Below are 14,751 nucleotides of genomic sequence, written 5' to 3'. Positions count from 1 at the left end.
ATTACGCTACAATCTATAAAAAATAACTGGTTACTATAAGCTTATCCTAAAACCAGCCAAAGCTCGCTTCGCTGCTGCGGTATCTCCAGGAAATACAGCAAAGTAATCCGGCAGTTAGACGATAAAGCATAAACAGAGTAAACGCTTCGGGGTGCACTTTGAACCTGAAAGTATAAAAGATACGAGCCGTGTTAGCTTACCGACACCTTTTATACTTTACCCATTGCTATAGCGGCTTGCGAAGGCTGCTGCAGTGAGTATTGTTGGTGATAATACCAACAACGGCGGTTTCTAGATGGATTAGCTCTACAACTTTGCATTGTTAATAAGGTTGAAAGTTGAGCTCTATCTAATCTACCACTAAAATTATTTTACCTGCTGCGTGTCCCTGCTCGCTGTAAAGGTGCGCTTCAACGGCTTCGCTTAAGGCATATTCTCTGTCTATAACCGGTTTTACCTTTCCTGCCTCAATCCAGGAGCTGATTAGCTTCAGGTCCTCCCCTTTATCGTCGGTAAACATGGCTATTACCTTTTTATCGGAAAAAGCAGAGATGGCAAAACCCAGGGCGATGTCTTTAGGGTTGGGCACTGTGGTAACGTAGCGGCCATGGTGATGCAGGCTGTCTTTGCTGCTGAGGTAGCTGCTTTTGGCTACTGCGTCAAAAATCAGGTCGTAACAATTTTCGGCTTTGGTAAAATCCTCTTTTCCATAATCAATTACATAGTCTGCGCCGAGGCTCTTGACAAGATCAATGTGGCTTGCGCTGCAAACGCCTGTTACCTCTCCTGCTCCTAACGCTTTGGCAATTTGCACAGCAAAGGAGCCTACGCCACTAGAGGCACCGTTTACCAGCACCTTCTCTCCCTGCTGCAACTCACCTTTATCGCGGAGAGCCTGCAGCGCTGTGAGGGCGGCAAGCGGAACGGCAGCGGCCTGTGCATAGCTCAGATTGAAAGGTATGGTTACGGCAGTATCCTCAGAGATAACAGCAAACTCGGCATTTGCACCTCCAATTCCCTCCGTCATGCCGAACACGCGGTTGCCAACAGCATAAGTCAGTACGTTGCTGCCTACTTCTACTACCTCTCCGGCTATGTCCCGGCCTGGTATCTTCGGAAAATTTAAACCTGACACCGGCAGCAAATGTCCTGAGCGTATTTTCCAATCCACGGGGTTTACGCTGGAGGCATGCACCCGCACCAGCAGTTGGTTATCTTTTAGCGTTGGTTTTGGCTGCTCGCCATACTGTAGCACACTGGCATCGCCGTAACTCTCGTAAAATATCGCATTCATAGAAGTGTATCTTTAATTTAAGTTTTAATGCGTACGGTTTATGCAGTATGCTGTTAGATTTATAGCTGCTGAAGCTTGGAGGCGCTCATAAAAAAAGCGGCGCCTGTTCAGGCTACCGCTTCCTCCAATGTTCACTATATATTACTCTTCTTCGTTATAACTGTAAGGTTTATCTGCTTTTGCCGCTTCTATGCCTTCTGTAAACGCAGCTTTGTGCGCCTCCCAATCGTTAGCTACACCAATCACAAAAACTATCCCCAACAAAAAGAATTTAAGATCTCGCAGAGTAAGTTTTTTCATGATGGCAGGTTTATACTTGATTATTTTTAAGCTTGGCTCTTATTGTGTTTCACCAGGAAACGGTAAGCAGCGTACAGCAGCAACAAACCAACAATAGGCACAGAAAAGTACCCCAGGGTGTAGCCAATATTGTATCCTACATCGGCAAAGGTCATGTCTGTTTGCCCTTTTAAACCGTACAGAAAACGGCCAAATCTTTCTCCGGTGAGGTAAACAGCAGCTACCGTAATTAACACGGCACTTATCACGATCAGGTTAATCAAGAATTTTTGTGTTTTCATAGGCGATTTATTTTTAGACGTTTAACAAGCTCAATATAATAAATCCTATGCAAAACTATTAGGATTATACTATATAATTCCCAGTTTATACTTCTGCCCCTCTTGCTTGTATGGCTATACTATATATAGCGTAGAATGCTTATCTTATGGTTTCAAACCTAAGTTCACTAACGCATACATAACCTATGACCAAAACAAATAACCTGCTCCGGCCACTTGCGCTGCTGCTGGCGCTTTGCCTGTACGCCGCTCAAAGTATGGCACAACAGGTAAACGAAGACTCTTTGTACATCCGGCAGCATTACGATAAAGCGGAGTATAACATACCCATGCGCGACGGCAAAAAGCTGTTTACCATCGTCTACTCGCCAAAGGAGAAAGGTAAAAAATACCCTATCCTGATGAACCGCACGCCTTACTCGGTTGGCCCCTACGGCGAAGGCTACAAAACCAGCCTCGGCCCCAGCCCTACCCTGCTGCGCGAAGGGTATATTTTTGTGTACCAGGATGTGCGCGGCACTTATATGTCGGAGGGTGAATTTGTGAACATGACGCCGCACCTGGCCAACAAAAGAGGCAAAAAGGACGTGGACGAAAGCACCGATACCTACGATACAGTAGACTGGCTGGTGAAAAAGCTCGACAACGACAACGGCCGTGTGGGCCAGTGGGGCATCTCCTACCCCGGTTTTTATGCTGCAGCCGGACTCATGAGCAACCACCCTGCCTTAAAAGCGGTGTCGCCGCAGGCTCCTATTGCCGACTGGTTCTGGGATGATTTCCACCACAACGGCGCCTTTTTTCTGCCGCACGCTTTTAACTTTCTGGCCAGCTTTGGCCTGCCGCGCCCCGAGCCTACCACAGAGCGCAACCCGCGTTTCGACCACGGCACACCCGATGGCTATGACTTTTTTATGCGCATGGGCCCGCTCAAAAACGCTAACGAAAAGTATCTAAAAGGCAACGTAGCCTTCTGGAACGACATTATAGATCACCCTAACTACGACGCATTCTGGCAGGCTCGCAACCTGTTGCCGCACCTTAAAAACATCAAAGGCCCGGCCGTGATGACAGTAGGCGGCTGGTATGATGCCGAAGACCTGTATGGCCCGCTTAAGATTTACCAGACCATCGAGAAGAACAACCCCAAGCTGACAAACATGATCGTGATGGGGCCTTGGGTGCACGGCGGCTGGGCTCGCACGGACGGCTCTAACATCGGCAATGTATACTTTGGCCAGAAAAACTCGCCGTGGTACCAGCAGGAAGTAGAAGCCAGATTCTTTAACCACTACCTGAAAAGCGATGCCAAACAGCCGGTAAAGCTGCCGGAGGCTGTCATGTTTGAGGGTGGCAACAACACCTGGCGCGAGTTTGAAGTATGGCCGCCAAAGCAGGTGCAGGAGCGTACGCTATACTTTCATGCCAACGGGAAACTGAGCTTTGAAGCTCCGAAAGCAGGAGAAGCAGAAGCCAGCGAGTACATCTCTGACCCTGCCAAGCCAGTGCCGTTTACTGAGGCAGTAGCCACCGGCATGACGCGCGAGTACATGACTGATGACCAGCGCTTTGCCAGCCGCCGCCCCGATGTGCTGACCTTCCAGACGGATGTGCTGACAGAGGACTTGACTTTAGCCGGAGAGATTTTGGCCCAGTTGAAAGTTGCTACCACCGGCTCCGATGCCGACTGGGTAGTAAAGCTGATTGACGTATACCCGGATTCTGCACAGGCAAACCCGCATCAGCCTAACAGAAAAATGGGTGGCTACCAGGCTATGGTGCGCAGCGAGGTATTCAGGGGTCGCTTCCGGAACAGCTTTGAAAAGCCCGAGCCGTTTACGCCCAACCAGGTAACGCCCGTAAACGTGGAGCTGCAGGACGTGCTGTATACTTTTAAGAAAGGCCACCGCGTGATGGTGCAAATCCAGAGCACCTGGTTTCCGATGGTAGACCGCAACCCGCAGAAGTATGTGGACAATATCTTTGAGGCAAACGAGGAGGATTTCATCAAAGCCACGCACAAAGTATACCACACGCCGCAGCAACCTACCAGCCTGAAGGTGAAGGTGCTGTAAAGTATAGTTGCAAGTATAAAGTATGAGCCCGTTGCCCCCAAAGAGCAGCGGGCTCATCTGTTTTATGGAATTCACTTGCAAGGACAAGTCGCTATCTGGCTAAATATGCGCAGACAGTTTTAACGCCCTTGCTGTGTCTTTTTACCAGCAAGTTATTGGTGAGAACACACAACAACGGCAAAAGGATATCTGCAGTAAGGTATAAGTAACACCACGGGCTTCTCTCGTAGGTCTAAATGGTAGCTTTGCCTAAAGCAAACTGCATTTGGCCGCTAATCGTCCTTATAAGTTAACTACTCTTATAAATGTAAAAAGCCGGGCAAGTTGCCCGGCTCTTTTTTCTTTAAACCCTATTACTCTATTTCTTCAACAGCTTGAAATTGTTGGCGATGCCATTCATTTCGGTGCGTACGAAATAGATACCTTGTGGCAGAGACTGCCCTAATATTATTTTCTCCAGAGAGTGACCTTTGCTAACCTCAATCTGCTGCGCCTGTACTGATTTACCCATGGCATCCAGCACCTGCACGTTCAGTTTGCCAGCTTGGTCTGCATTCAGCTCCAGGCTCACTTCACTTTCAAACGGATTCGGAAAAGCTTTCAGGCTGTAGCTGCTCACCTCACCGAAGCTTACCGCTTTGGTTGTGAAGTACTCAAAAGCGCCATCTGTATCAACCTGCTTCAGGCGGTAGTAGCGTGTGCCGTACTTGCCGTTTTCAGCATCAACAAACTGGTACACCTGCTTCTGCGAGGTATTGCCGTTTTTAGTGGCTACAAAACCTAGCTGGCTAAAGTCAAACCCATTTTGCGACACCTGCACCTCAAAGCCTGCGTTGTGCTCCTCAGAGGCCGTGGCCCACTCCAACTGCACGTTTTTGCCTTGCTTGGCTGCGTTAAAGTAGATGATCTCAACTGGCAGTGGAATGATTCTTTGAGTAGTAAATGTCTTGTTAGGCTCCTCGTAGCAAGTGCCTGACTTAGCTTGCACTATACATTCAATTTCGAATTCTTCTTTTGAGGTAGGAGTAATAGTAACCGAAGTTTTACCAGTTCTATCAATTGCGGTTCTCTCAGTTCCCTTCACCATGAACCACTCAATAGATGCCTGATCTGCATTATCAATGATATTTGATGACACGCTATAAGTTACTTCTTCATTAATCTTAGGCTCAGCAGGGTTAGAAGAAATATCTCCAGTTACTCTGATTGGATTATTAACTGTCACTGTAACATTCTGAGTATTGCTGCAGCCATTGGCAGTTAAAGTATAAACATAGGTTACAGTATTAGGGTTTGAACCTGTGTTGACTAAAGTCTCAGAAATAGAGCCTGAGCCACTATTAGCTGCATTTCCCCCAATAGCTGCTCTTGTCCAGGTAAAAGTAGTACCAGTTGTGGCACTTGTAGGAGTGTAATTAAATGCGGAACCGCTGCATATGGCAGCCGGAGTTAATGAGCTGCTTAAAGTAGGAACTTGTTTGATTGTAGCTCTCACTGCAGTTCTAGGGCTTTCACAGCCTGCAGCGCTGACAATGCTAACAAAGTAGTTTCGACTGTTATTAAGGGAAGGTGTATTAAAGGTGCTTGTTGTTTGGTTAGCTATAGGATTTATTGAACTGCTAGTTGAATACCATCTGTAACTTCCACCAGCAGGGGCGCCAGAGGCAGTAAGTGTCACGGAGCCTGCCCCGCATTTCTCTCCGTTAACTACTGATGGAGCAGCAGGAATATTGTTAATGATTGCTTCTACAGGCACTCTTGAGCTTTCACAGCCAGTCGCAGGAACAGCTGCGACATAATACGTTGTGCTTTTTGTCAAAGAGGACGTAGTATAGTTAGCTCCCGTTGCTCCGGTGATAGCAGTGCCTCCTGTTGGCATCGTATACCATCTATAACTACCGTCACTAGGAGCGCCAGAGGCAGTAAGTGTTACAGTACCTTCGCCGCAGTTTTGGCCGTTAACTACTGATGGAGCAGAAGTAGGTGGATAAACTGTAAACGTACCTACATTATAATACCCCTTGTTCCCTCCATCTTTCTGCCACAGTCTTATAGTCTTTTGACCTGCTGTATTCATCACTTCTGCCGTTGTGGTTGCAACAATTCTATTAGGTACGACACTTACTACAGTAACTCCGTTATTGTTAACTTCTACTCTTGCAGCATTATTACCATTTCCATTGGTAAACCCTGATCCATTTATAGTTATTGTAACAGCATCACCTGTTTCAATACAGGGTTTATCTAAAGTAAAACCTGTTACTTGTTGCGCAACAGCAGAACCGCCATTAAACACAGCGACTAATAACATCGCCCAGAACAAGCAGGCAAATTGAGTAAAGTTTCGTTTCATAAATAAGGGTTTATAGGGTTATGGTTGTATAGGTTTGTATGTTATCAGGCTTAATGTTTCTGTACTTTTTAGGCAATAAAAATCCACCCACGCTTTTAGCGTGCTATTTTAAAAATGAATTATACCAGTCTTATAAAGTGTAAAATTAGCTGTTAGTGCTGGCGGTATTAATTTGCACTTCTTCCAGCCTCTGCCACCCTGAAAATTTACCTATTATTAACAGAAACATTCTATATATCATTGCAAGTATAAAGCAAAAAAATGATACTGCATATACAGGTAAAATTGTTTTTTACATGCAACCAATCTAAAATTGCACTGAAACTGGGAAAAACAAAATCTATTAATACTTAAGATCAATAGCTATTTAGCTGAGCGTTTGTATATTAAAAGCTATATATAGCTTATTTAATTCTCATAAATACCCAATGTTAAATTGTATCAAAAAATATTTAAAAAAATAAAAAGAGCCGGGTAATATACCCGGCTCTTTCAGCTTTAAACCCTATTATTTACTTTATTTCTTCAATAGCTTCAAGTTGTACAGCTTCCCATCTACATAAACCTTCACGAAGTACATGCCCGGAGGGAGAGTAGCATCTGGCTTGAGTTTATTGGTATTAAATCCTTTATCTATGTTTATAACTTGCTCAGCTACCTTTCTTCCGGCAGTATTGTACATCGTTATCGCCGCTACACCACCTTTATCCACTGCAATGTCTAAGGTTATTTCGTCGGAGAAAGGGTTCGGAAACGCTTTTACCTGGCTGGCTACTTCGCTGAAGGTTACCGCTTTAGTATTAAAATACTCAAACCTGCCATCTTCATCAAGCTGCTTCAGGCGGTAGTAGCGGGTACCGTGCTTGCCGTTCTCTTTGTCGGTGTATTGGTATAGTTGCTTCTGCGAAGTGTTACCGTTTTTGGTTGGCACGAAGCTTAGCTTCCGGAAATTAAACCCGTCTTGCGACACCTGCACTTCAAAGCCCATATTGTTCTCTTCGGAGGCGGTGGCCCACTCCAGCAGCACGTTGTGCCCCTGCTTGGCCGCGTTAAAGTAGATGATTTCTACCGGGAGCGGTGTTAGCGCACCAGATTCAAGCGTGTAATAAGTAAAGCCTCCACTGCTGTTCAATTCTGTGTAACATACTCCCTCCTCTGTAACAATATCAACACGCACTCCAGATAAATCTTCTGGTACCTCTTCAATCGTGAAAGTGTTTTCATCCACTAAACCTCCTTGGGGTGAATAGGGGCCTGTACCTTGCCGTATATACCACTGGTACAAAACAGCATCATCATTATCAATAATATTTGATAAAGCTGTAAATGTAACGGCCTCCCCAATTGTTATAGGCACATCTGTCTCAAATTCAGCTGTGGTTGTAATAAGAGGATTAACAACTATGTCAAGTGTCTGAGCAGTTTCGCCACAACTTTCATTCAAGCTTTGCCCAGAAAATCGTACAGTTACTGTACCACTGCTATTTACTTCTAACGTAGCGACTTGAGGATTTCCTCCATCAACAGTTAAAGTTGCTATATTTTCTCCTGCTACAATTTCCCATGCTGGTGTATCAGCATTTTCTAATTCTCCTGTTAGAACGAACACCACTGGAGTATTATCCCCAAACGCACATTGAGCACCTTCAGGTTCAGCTTCTATTGTAGAAGTAGCTAACGGAATAATGATAGCTGTTACTGGTGTTTGACCACTTATACATCCACCACCCGAGGTATTTACAGCTGATACATAAAAAACAGCATCATCTTCTAAGAATGGTGTGTACACAGAGGATTCACTGGGATCTGTATCTGTATACACAAGATCGCCATCTGCATCATACCAGAAATAAGTATAGCCGGGTTGAGGATTAGCAACGCTTAAAGGGATAAACCCAGGGCCGCATCTTTCGTTTGAAATCATAGTAGGTGCTGCTGGCGTAGCATTAACTATAATAGTTCTTTCTCTCGGAGTACCCGCTGTACCACAAGCATTTACCGCTGCTACGGATATAGTACGTTGGCCTGGTTCCGCGTTTGCTCCAAAGTTATACGTGATGCTGTTTGTATTTGAACTGCCAACTACTGTGGCTCCCTCTGGAACTGTCCACTGATAATTTACTCCTGTTACCTGTGTTACACTATACGTTACTGACGAGCCGGAGCAGACGGTTGCTGGACCGCTGATCGGGCTAGGTTGTGTAGGCAATAGGTAAACAGGCAATGTCACTGCACTTCCTATAGTAAAGTTAGCACTGTTACCATTCCGTACGCGAGCCCTAATATAGATCGTGCCCGGAGTAGAAAGATAATTAGTAGGAACAGGTACACCTGTCACAGATGCCTGACTAGGAGAACTAAAAGGCCCAACTTCAATAAATGTATTAAATTCACTATCGCGGGAAAATTGAATATAGTTACTATTAGCTCTATTATTAAAGCTTCCCTGAATGGTTAAATTAATACTTTGGTTTACTGTGGCACAGGTTGGGCTTATAGAAGTTATACTTTGCCCCCAAACCACATGCCCCATCATCAGGAACAGGAGAAGCAAGCAACTGGTAAAGTAGGCCTTGCCAAATCGGGTGTTTACAGCTTTGGCAATCAAATGAGTAAAACGTTGTTTCATAAACTTTGGGATAAGGTTTGGGTTTAAGGCTGCGCCGTTTTGGCCTTGGGTTTTCATAAAGGTCAGGAGGAACGAAAGCTTGTAACTTTACAGTAGGGCAAAACAAGACTTTGCAATAGGTCTATTAGCCGTTTTTAAAAGCTAAAACCATATTGCAGACAGGCTAAACACAATTAACCTGCTTTAAAAGAGTGAAAGAAGCGCGGGAAAAAATGAATTTTAAAGGCTACTTCACATCTGCTGGCTTTAAGGAGTGCTGCGTCTGTTATATATTGTAAAATACATATGTATTAATGATCTATTTTAATAATAAACTTTACTATTCAAATAAAATATACTTTGCCAAGTATAAATTGTTGCACCAGATCTTAATTATTTATTATATAAATTATATATAACATTCTAAAATTGCACTAATTTTAACATGTGTTAAGATGCTCTTTTACAGCTATCTGGCTATATTAGCAGCTTAATCAGCCTCAGGCATACTTATGGCCACTAAAAATTGCATTAAAACAACATGAATCGTCGTACGCATCTTTTCATTCGCAAGGCGCACCGCTACCTGGGCTTAATCACAGGAATACAGTTTGTACTCTGGACGGCGGGCGGTTTATACTTTAGTTGGTCAGATATTGATGAAATACATGGCGACTTTCAGCGAAAAGCACCTGCAAACTTTAATGCAGCCATGGAGTTGGTATCGCCTGCTACAGTGCTGGCAAAGCTTCCGCAGGCAGATTCAGTTAAATCAGTGCGTTTGGTGGATGTGCTGGGCGAGCCGCACTACCAGGTTGTATACTTTGTAAATGAAGCGGGCCATGCCATACCTGTTACGCAACTGGCTGTAGCCGCCACAGGCCAGCTCCGCGAGGCCATTACAGAGCAGGAAGCGGTGCAGATGGCGCAAAACAGCTTTAATGAGCCCGCAGAGGTAACGCAGGTAGAGTATTTAACAGCTGGCGCTACCGGCAACCACCACGAATACCGTCAGGGCGCATTGCCGGCTTATGCCGTCACCATGCAGCACCCAACCAACACCACCGTATATGTGGCCGCCGACCGGGGCGAGGTAACCAGCTTCCGAAACAACAAGTGGCGCGTGTTCGATTTCCTGTGGATGCTGCACACCATGGATTACCAGGGCCGCGACAATTTTGGCAACCTGCTGCTGCGCCTGTTCTCTGTGGTGGGGCTCGTTACCATACTTTCAGGCTTCGGTTTATACTTTATAAGCTTCCGGGGAGGGAGAAGAAAAGCCAGGCAAGCGGGCTCACCCAAGCCGAAGGCGCTGGTTTAAGTCCTATAGTATAACATAGTCCGGCAGCCAACGCTGATTTATACTTTGTTTTGGCCGAGCCATACACATGTTCCGCCTTTAGCCAAAACACAGAACCTGCTGTTGCTCGTCTTGCTGGTAGAAGCACTGCCTAATGTGTTTTCCGGAGCGATGGTGAAGGGAATGGTTTGAGCAGTTTTTAAGCTATCTCTACAAAATCATCTATAACTCAGCTCCCTAATATTTGCAAAAGCCTGCTTAAAACAGGAAATTGCAGGTACAACATAAATCTAAATCTAACCTATTCTTCACCTTTACGCATGAGAAACCTACGTGTACTTGCTGTGGCGGCTTTGCTGGGCTTTGGCCCACTGGCAGAGGCCCAGCAGACCGAAACCCCACTCTCCTATTACCTGCCTGCTGAGGTATCTTATAACAGCAGCATACCAACGCCAGCAGACATACTGGGCTATAACGTAGGCGAGTGGCACGTGAGCCACGACCAACTGGCCATGTACATGCGCCAGATGGCCAGTCTCTCCGACCGCATCAGCATAATAGAGTATGGCCGCACCCACGAAAACCGCCCGCTCTACCTGCTTACGGTTACATCGCCTAAAAACCACCAGAACATAGAGCAGATAAAGCAGCAGCACGTGCAGCTGACCAACCCTGCCGAGTCTGGCAAGCTTAACCTGAAGGATATGCCGGCTGTGGTTTGGATGGGCTATAGCGTGCACGGCAACGAGCCGAGCGGCAGCAACGCCTCGCTGCTGGCTGTGTACCACCTGGCGGCAGCGCAAGGCCCGGAAATAGAAAAGCTGCTGGATGAAACGGTGATTCTGATAGACCCATCTATTAACCCGGACGGCCTGAACCGCTTTGCGAGCTGGGTAAACACGCACCGCAGCAAGAATCTTGTTACCGACGCTAACAGCGCCGAGTTTGACGAAGTATGGCCGCGCGGCCGCACCAACCACTACTGGTTTGACCTGAACCGCGACTGGCTGCCGCTGCAGCACCCGGAGTCGAAAGGCAGGCTGGCGAAGTTCCACGAGTGGAAGCCAAACGTACTGACCGATCACCATGAAATGGGCACCAACGCCACCTTCTTCTTTCAGCCCGGCATCCCGAGCCGCAACAACCCGCTTACCCCGGAGAGCAACTTTAAACTGACGCAGAAGATAGGCACTTACCACGCCAAGGCACTGGATAAGATCGGCTCCTTTTACTATACCGAAGAGAGTTACGACGACTTTTACTATGGCAAAGGCTCTACTTACCCGGACGTAAACGGCTCGGTAGGTATACTTTTTGAGCAGGCCAGCTCCAGAGGCCATGCGCAGGAAAGCACAAACGGCGTGCTGACCTTCCCGTTCACTATCCGCAACCAGTTTACCACTACCCTCTCTACGCTGGAGGCGGCGCAGGCCATGCGCGAAGAACTGCTGGCGCACCAGCGCGACTTCTACAAAAATGCGGTGAACGAGTCCAAAAAATCTAAGACTAAAGCTTATGTATTCGGCTCCGAAAAAGATAAAGCCCGTGCTTACCACCTGGCCGAGATCATTAAGCAACACCAGATAGAGGTATATCGCCCTAAAGAAAGCTTTAAGGTTGATAATGTGACCTACACGCCGGAGAACGCCTACATTGTTCCGATGGAGCAGCCGCAGCACAGGCTTATTGAGGCAATGTTTGAGAAGCGCACCACTTTCCAGGATAGCCTGTTCTACGACATCTCTGCCTGGACTTTCCCGTTGGCATTTGACCTGGAGCACGCAGCTCTCTCCTCCCGAAACTTCAAAAGCGGGCAGCTGGGGCAGAAAGTAGCAGACCTGAGCTTTCCGGAAGGTAAGATAGTGGGAGGCAAAAGCGACTACGCTTATACGTTTGAGTGGCACGGCTATTACGCCCCACGCGCCCTGAACCAACTGATGGACCGCGGCATTGTGACGCGCGTGGCTACAGATAAGTTTAGCACCGCAGATGGCAAGCAATACGACTACGGCACCATACTTATTCCGGTGGCTGGCCAGCCGGTAAAGGCTGATGAGCTGCACCAGGTGCTGCAAGAAGTAGCACAGAAAAACGCGCTGCAAGTATACGCCATGAGCACCGGCTTTAACCCGCAAGGCATTAAATTGGGCAGCCCTATGGTGCGTAGCCTGGAGCAGCCCAAAATTATGATGCTGATTGGCGATGGCGTAAATAGCTACGATGCCGGAGAGGCATGGCACCTGATGGACGACCGCTTCGGTATGCGACCGGTTTTGATCAAGACGAATGATTTTAACCGGGCATCCATCGACAAGTATAATGTGCTTGTGATGGCGGAAGGCTCGTACAGCAATGTTTCCAAAGACAAGCTGCGAAGCTGGGTGCAGCGGGGCGGCACAGTAATAGGTATGGGCAGCGCCGCAAAGTGGCTATCCAGCAACGGCATAGGCAACATCACCTTCAGGGAAACAAAACCTGACACTGTTGCTCAGAAAGCCTACGCTGATATAGCCAACACAGAAGGGGCGCAAGTAATAGGAGGCGCTATCTTCGAAACGAAACTGGACCTGACGCACCCGCTGGCTTATGGCTACACAGATACGCAGCTGCCTATTTTCCGTAGCAACACCTTGTTTATGGAGCGATCGAAAAGCCCGTACGCAAACCCTGTCATGTATACTTCGGAGCCGCTGATGGCCGGTTACATATCAAAGCCTAACCTGCAGCAGGTAAAAAATACGGCCGCTGTAGACGTATCTTCTGTTGGCGCAGGCAAAGTGATCGCGATGCCAGACAACCCGAACTTCCGCGCTTTCTGGTACGGTACTAATAAGCTGTTCCTTAACAGTATCTTCTTCGGCCAGATTATCAGCAACGGTTCTGCCCGCGCGGAGGAGGATGCGCATTAAGAGAAAGTATTAGTATGAATTATTAGTTGAAGAAGCCGCCCAAGTTATGGACGGCTTCTTCTGTTTTAGTGGAATTTTGCAATGCGGGTGCAACCACTCCTTTAATTTCACCCTACCCCAACCCTCCAGTTCTGCAGTACCGGGTCCAACCACCCCTGCCCCTCCTTGTCAAAGGCGGGGAATTCTTACCTCACCCCCACCCTCTCCTAAAAACAGGAGAGGGAGTTCTGTTCAAGCTCCGTCAGAGGTGGCTATCGAAATGATCCCCAGTCCTTGGGTTGAGCGCCTTGTATTGATGCGGTGCCCGCCAAGGGCAGCCGCAGCGCAGCGGAGGCAGGAGGGAACACAGCGCGATACCCTTATCGAGGGCCCCTACCCCCGCCTTGAGGGAACCAAAGTATAAAATGAAACGAGCAGGTGGTAAAGCCGTGGATAAACAGCAGCTAGCAAGTATAGCCTTGGTTCAAGTTGCCAGCAGCAGCTTGAAAAGTATAGCTATAGCAAGTATGGCTTTTGAAACCAATTGAGTTGCAAACTCAACATCATATGAAGACACGAGTTGAAAACTCGCGCCAGAAATAGCCTCAATAGTTAGTCTTGTAAAAAGAGAATGTCCAGCGCAAACGTGCTGGACATTCTCTTTTATACTTTAAATAATACTTACGGCATTCTAAAACCAAGCACAATTTCGTGGGAGCCGGCGCTGTGGTGGCGCATCGGGGATACCGTGATATCATACGTATAACTCAGGCGGTACTGCTCTTTAAACTGCACACCTACCAGCCCGACCACCGCATCCTGCGTTCTGTAAGACACACCTGCCCACACCATATCATCGTAAACCGTTTTTCTACGCTTGGTAAAGTGGTATTGGCCCCGCACGTTAAAATCTGCCTGCACCGGAGCCGGAGAAACATATTTTATCAACACAGAAGGCGTAACGGTGATGTTCCTGTTCACATCAAAATTATAGCCGCCCGACACAAAAAAATGCCTGGACAAGCGGGCTGGGTCTTCAATCTCATTGTTTTTGTTGATCTTATTACCCAGCGCCTGGAACAGCGACGCTCCTACAAAAAACGTTTCGGAATGCAGGTAAGTACCCACGCTCAGGTCTGGCATAAAAGCGTTTATACTTCCTTGCTGCGTTACCGGGTCGCGCTCGTTGGAGCCATTTGCCAAGTGAATCTTATCCTCGTCAAACTTATACTGCTGCACTCCCGCAAACACCCCAGACGATAGGTAGATGCTTCTGTTTATGGGCACATGGTAGGCGTAAGAGAAAAGCACGCCCGTCTGTGAGATAGGGCCAGTTTGGTCTTTGTAGATGTAGCCGCCTGCGCCGTGGTAAGGCCGTGCTATCCTTTTCCCGATGGTGCGTTTAAATAGGGCTGTTTCGGCGCTCAGGTAAAAAGTTTTGGGTGCACCTTCAAAACCTGTCCATTGGTTTCGGTAGCCTGCTTTTACGTTCCAGTCCTTCTCCACCCCGGCTACTGCCGGGTTCAGGAGAAAGTAATTGGTCATATATTGGCTGTATAGCGCCTTCTGCTGCGCCACAGCTACCGAACTTACGAGTAGAAAGCAAAGTAGTAAAATGTAATTCTTCATAACGCGTGTTGTTTGGTAAATGG

10 protein-coding genes and 1 pseudogene are annotated in these 14,751 nt (G+C 47.2%); 4 read left to right on the top strand and 7 right to left on the bottom strand.

The genetic code is table 11. The features are described 5' to 3' along the window. Positions 1 to 349 precede the first annotated feature (349 nt). The 3 genes from Q1B04_RS14575 to Q1B04_RS14565 form a co-directional block, all read right to left on the bottom strand. Positions 350 to 1,294: an NAD(P)-dependent alcohol dehydrogenase gene (locus Q1B04_RS14575; RefSeq protein ID WP_299760016.1), complete on the bottom strand. Its 945-nt coding sequence runs from the start codon at positions 1,292 to 1,294 to the stop codon at positions 350 to 352. A gap of 141 nt (positions 1,295 to 1,435) precedes the next feature. Further along, positions 1,436 to 1,594, bottom strand: coding sequence for a hypothetical protein (locus Q1B04_RS14570; protein WP_299760014.1), 159 nt, complete (start codon positions 1,592 to 1,594; stop codon positions 1,436 to 1,438). Positions 1,595 to 1,620: 26 nt separating this feature from the next. Continuing rightward, positions 1,621 to 1,875, bottom strand: a complete 255-nt coding sequence (locus tag Q1B04_RS14565) for a hypothetical protein (protein WP_299760012.1) — start codon at positions 1,873 to 1,875, stop codon at positions 1,621 to 1,623. Positions 1,876 to 2,060: 185 nt separating this feature from the next. On the opposite strand from Q1B04_RS14565, the gene Q1B04_RS14560 reads away from it, so the two are divergent. Next, complete coding sequence (locus Q1B04_RS14560; protein WP_299760009.1) at positions 2,061 to 3,950, top strand: CocE/NonD family hydrolase; 1,890 nt, start codon at positions 2,061 to 2,063, stop codon at positions 3,948 to 3,950. Between the two features lie 358 nt (positions 3,951 to 4,308). Here Q1B04_RS14560 and Q1B04_RS14555 read toward each other — a convergent pair whose 3' ends face one another. The 3 genes and pseudogenes from Q1B04_RS14555 to Q1B04_RS14550 all read right to left on the bottom strand — a co-directional run bounded on the left by Q1B04_RS14555 (position 4,309) and on the right by Q1B04_RS14550 (position 8,932). Next, positions 4,309 to 5,088, bottom strand: coding sequence for a T9SS type A sorting domain-containing protein (locus tag Q1B04_RS14555; protein WP_299760007.1), 780 nt, complete (start codon positions 5,086 to 5,088; stop codon positions 4,309 to 4,311). Between the two features lie 84 nt (positions 5,089 to 5,172). Further along, a pseudogene (locus Q1B04_RS20040) lies at positions 5,173 to 6,027 on the bottom strand (PKD-like domain-containing protein); the annotation flags it as partial. Between the two features lie 793 nt (positions 6,028 to 6,820). Beyond that, positions 6,821 to 8,932, bottom strand: a complete 2,112-nt coding sequence (locus Q1B04_RS14550; protein ID WP_299760005.1) for a T9SS type A sorting domain-containing protein — start codon at positions 8,930 to 8,932, stop codon at positions 6,821 to 6,823. A gap of 520 nt (positions 8,933 to 9,452) precedes the next feature. On the opposite strand from Q1B04_RS14550, the gene Q1B04_RS14545 reads away from it, so the two are divergent. From Q1B04_RS14545 to Q1B04_RS14535, 3 genes are all read left to right on the top strand, one after another. Further along, positions 9,453 to 10,232, top strand: coding sequence for a PepSY domain-containing protein (locus Q1B04_RS14545; protein WP_299760003.1), 780 nt, complete (start codon positions 9,453 to 9,455; stop codon positions 10,230 to 10,232). 299 nt (positions 10,233 to 10,531) lie between these two features. Then, positions 10,532 to 13,120 carry a M14 family metallopeptidase gene (locus Q1B04_RS14540; RefSeq protein ID WP_299760001.1) on the top strand — a complete coding sequence of 863 codons (2,589 nt, stop codon included), beginning with the start codon at positions 10,532 to 10,534 and terminating at the stop codon, positions 13,118 to 13,120. A gap of 404 nt (positions 13,121 to 13,524) precedes the next feature. Next, positions 13,525 to 13,647, top strand: a complete 123-nt coding sequence (locus Q1B04_RS14535; RefSeq protein WP_299760000.1) for a hypothetical protein — start codon at positions 13,525 to 13,527, stop codon at positions 13,645 to 13,647. Positions 13,648 to 13,780: 133 nt separating this feature from the next. Here the strand turns inward: Q1B04_RS14535 and Q1B04_RS14530 are convergent, their stop codons facing one another. Beyond that, positions 13,781 to 14,728: a type IX secretion system membrane protein PorP/SprF gene (locus Q1B04_RS14530; protein WP_299759998.1), complete on the bottom strand. Its 948-nt coding sequence runs from the start codon at positions 14,726 to 14,728 to the stop codon at positions 13,781 to 13,783. Positions 14,729 to 14,751: the final 23 nt, after the last annotated feature.

This window comes from uncultured Pontibacter sp. (genome assembly GCF_947495565.1).
GTDB lineage: Bacteria > Bacteroidota > Bacteroidia > Cytophagales > Hymenobacteraceae > Pontibacter.
Note: the sequence above shows the minus strand (reverse complement) of the source record. Positions and strands in the feature narration are given on the sequence as shown.

Excerpts from the sequence above, each read along its gene's own strand:
- Q1B04_RS14575 (WP_299760016.1), bottom strand. The coding sequence starts at position 1,294 with ATGAATGCGATATTTTACGAGAGTTACGGCGATGCCAGTGTGCTACAG.
- Q1B04_RS14570 (WP_299760014.1), bottom strand. The coding sequence starts at position 1,594 with ATGAAAAAACTTACTCTGCGAGATCTTAAATTCTTTTTGTTGGGGATA.
- Q1B04_RS14565 (WP_299760012.1), bottom strand. The coding sequence starts at position 1,875 with ATGAAAACACAAAAATTCTTGATTAACCTGATCGTGATAAGTGCCGTG.
- Q1B04_RS14560 (WP_299760009.1), top strand. The coding sequence starts at position 2,061 with ATGACCAAAACAAATAACCTGCTCCGGCCACTTGCGCTGCTGCTGGCG.
- Q1B04_RS14550 (WP_299760005.1), bottom strand. The coding sequence starts at position 8,932 with ATGAAACAACGTTTTACTCATTTGATTGCCAAAGCTGTAAACACCCGA.
- Q1B04_RS14545 (WP_299760003.1), top strand. The coding sequence starts at position 9,453 with ATGAATCGTCGTACGCATCTTTTCATTCGCAAGGCGCACCGCTACCTG.
- Q1B04_RS14540 (WP_299760001.1), top strand. The coding sequence starts at position 10,532 with ATGAGAAACCTACGTGTACTTGCTGTGGCGGCTTTGCTGGGCTTTGGC.
- Q1B04_RS14535 (WP_299760000.1), top strand. The coding sequence starts at position 13,525 with ATGAAACGAGCAGGTGGTAAAGCCGTGGATAAACAGCAGCTAGCAAGT.
- Q1B04_RS14530 (WP_299759998.1), bottom strand. The coding sequence starts at position 14,728 with ATGAAGAATTACATTTTACTACTTTGCTTTCTACTCGTAAGTTCGGTA.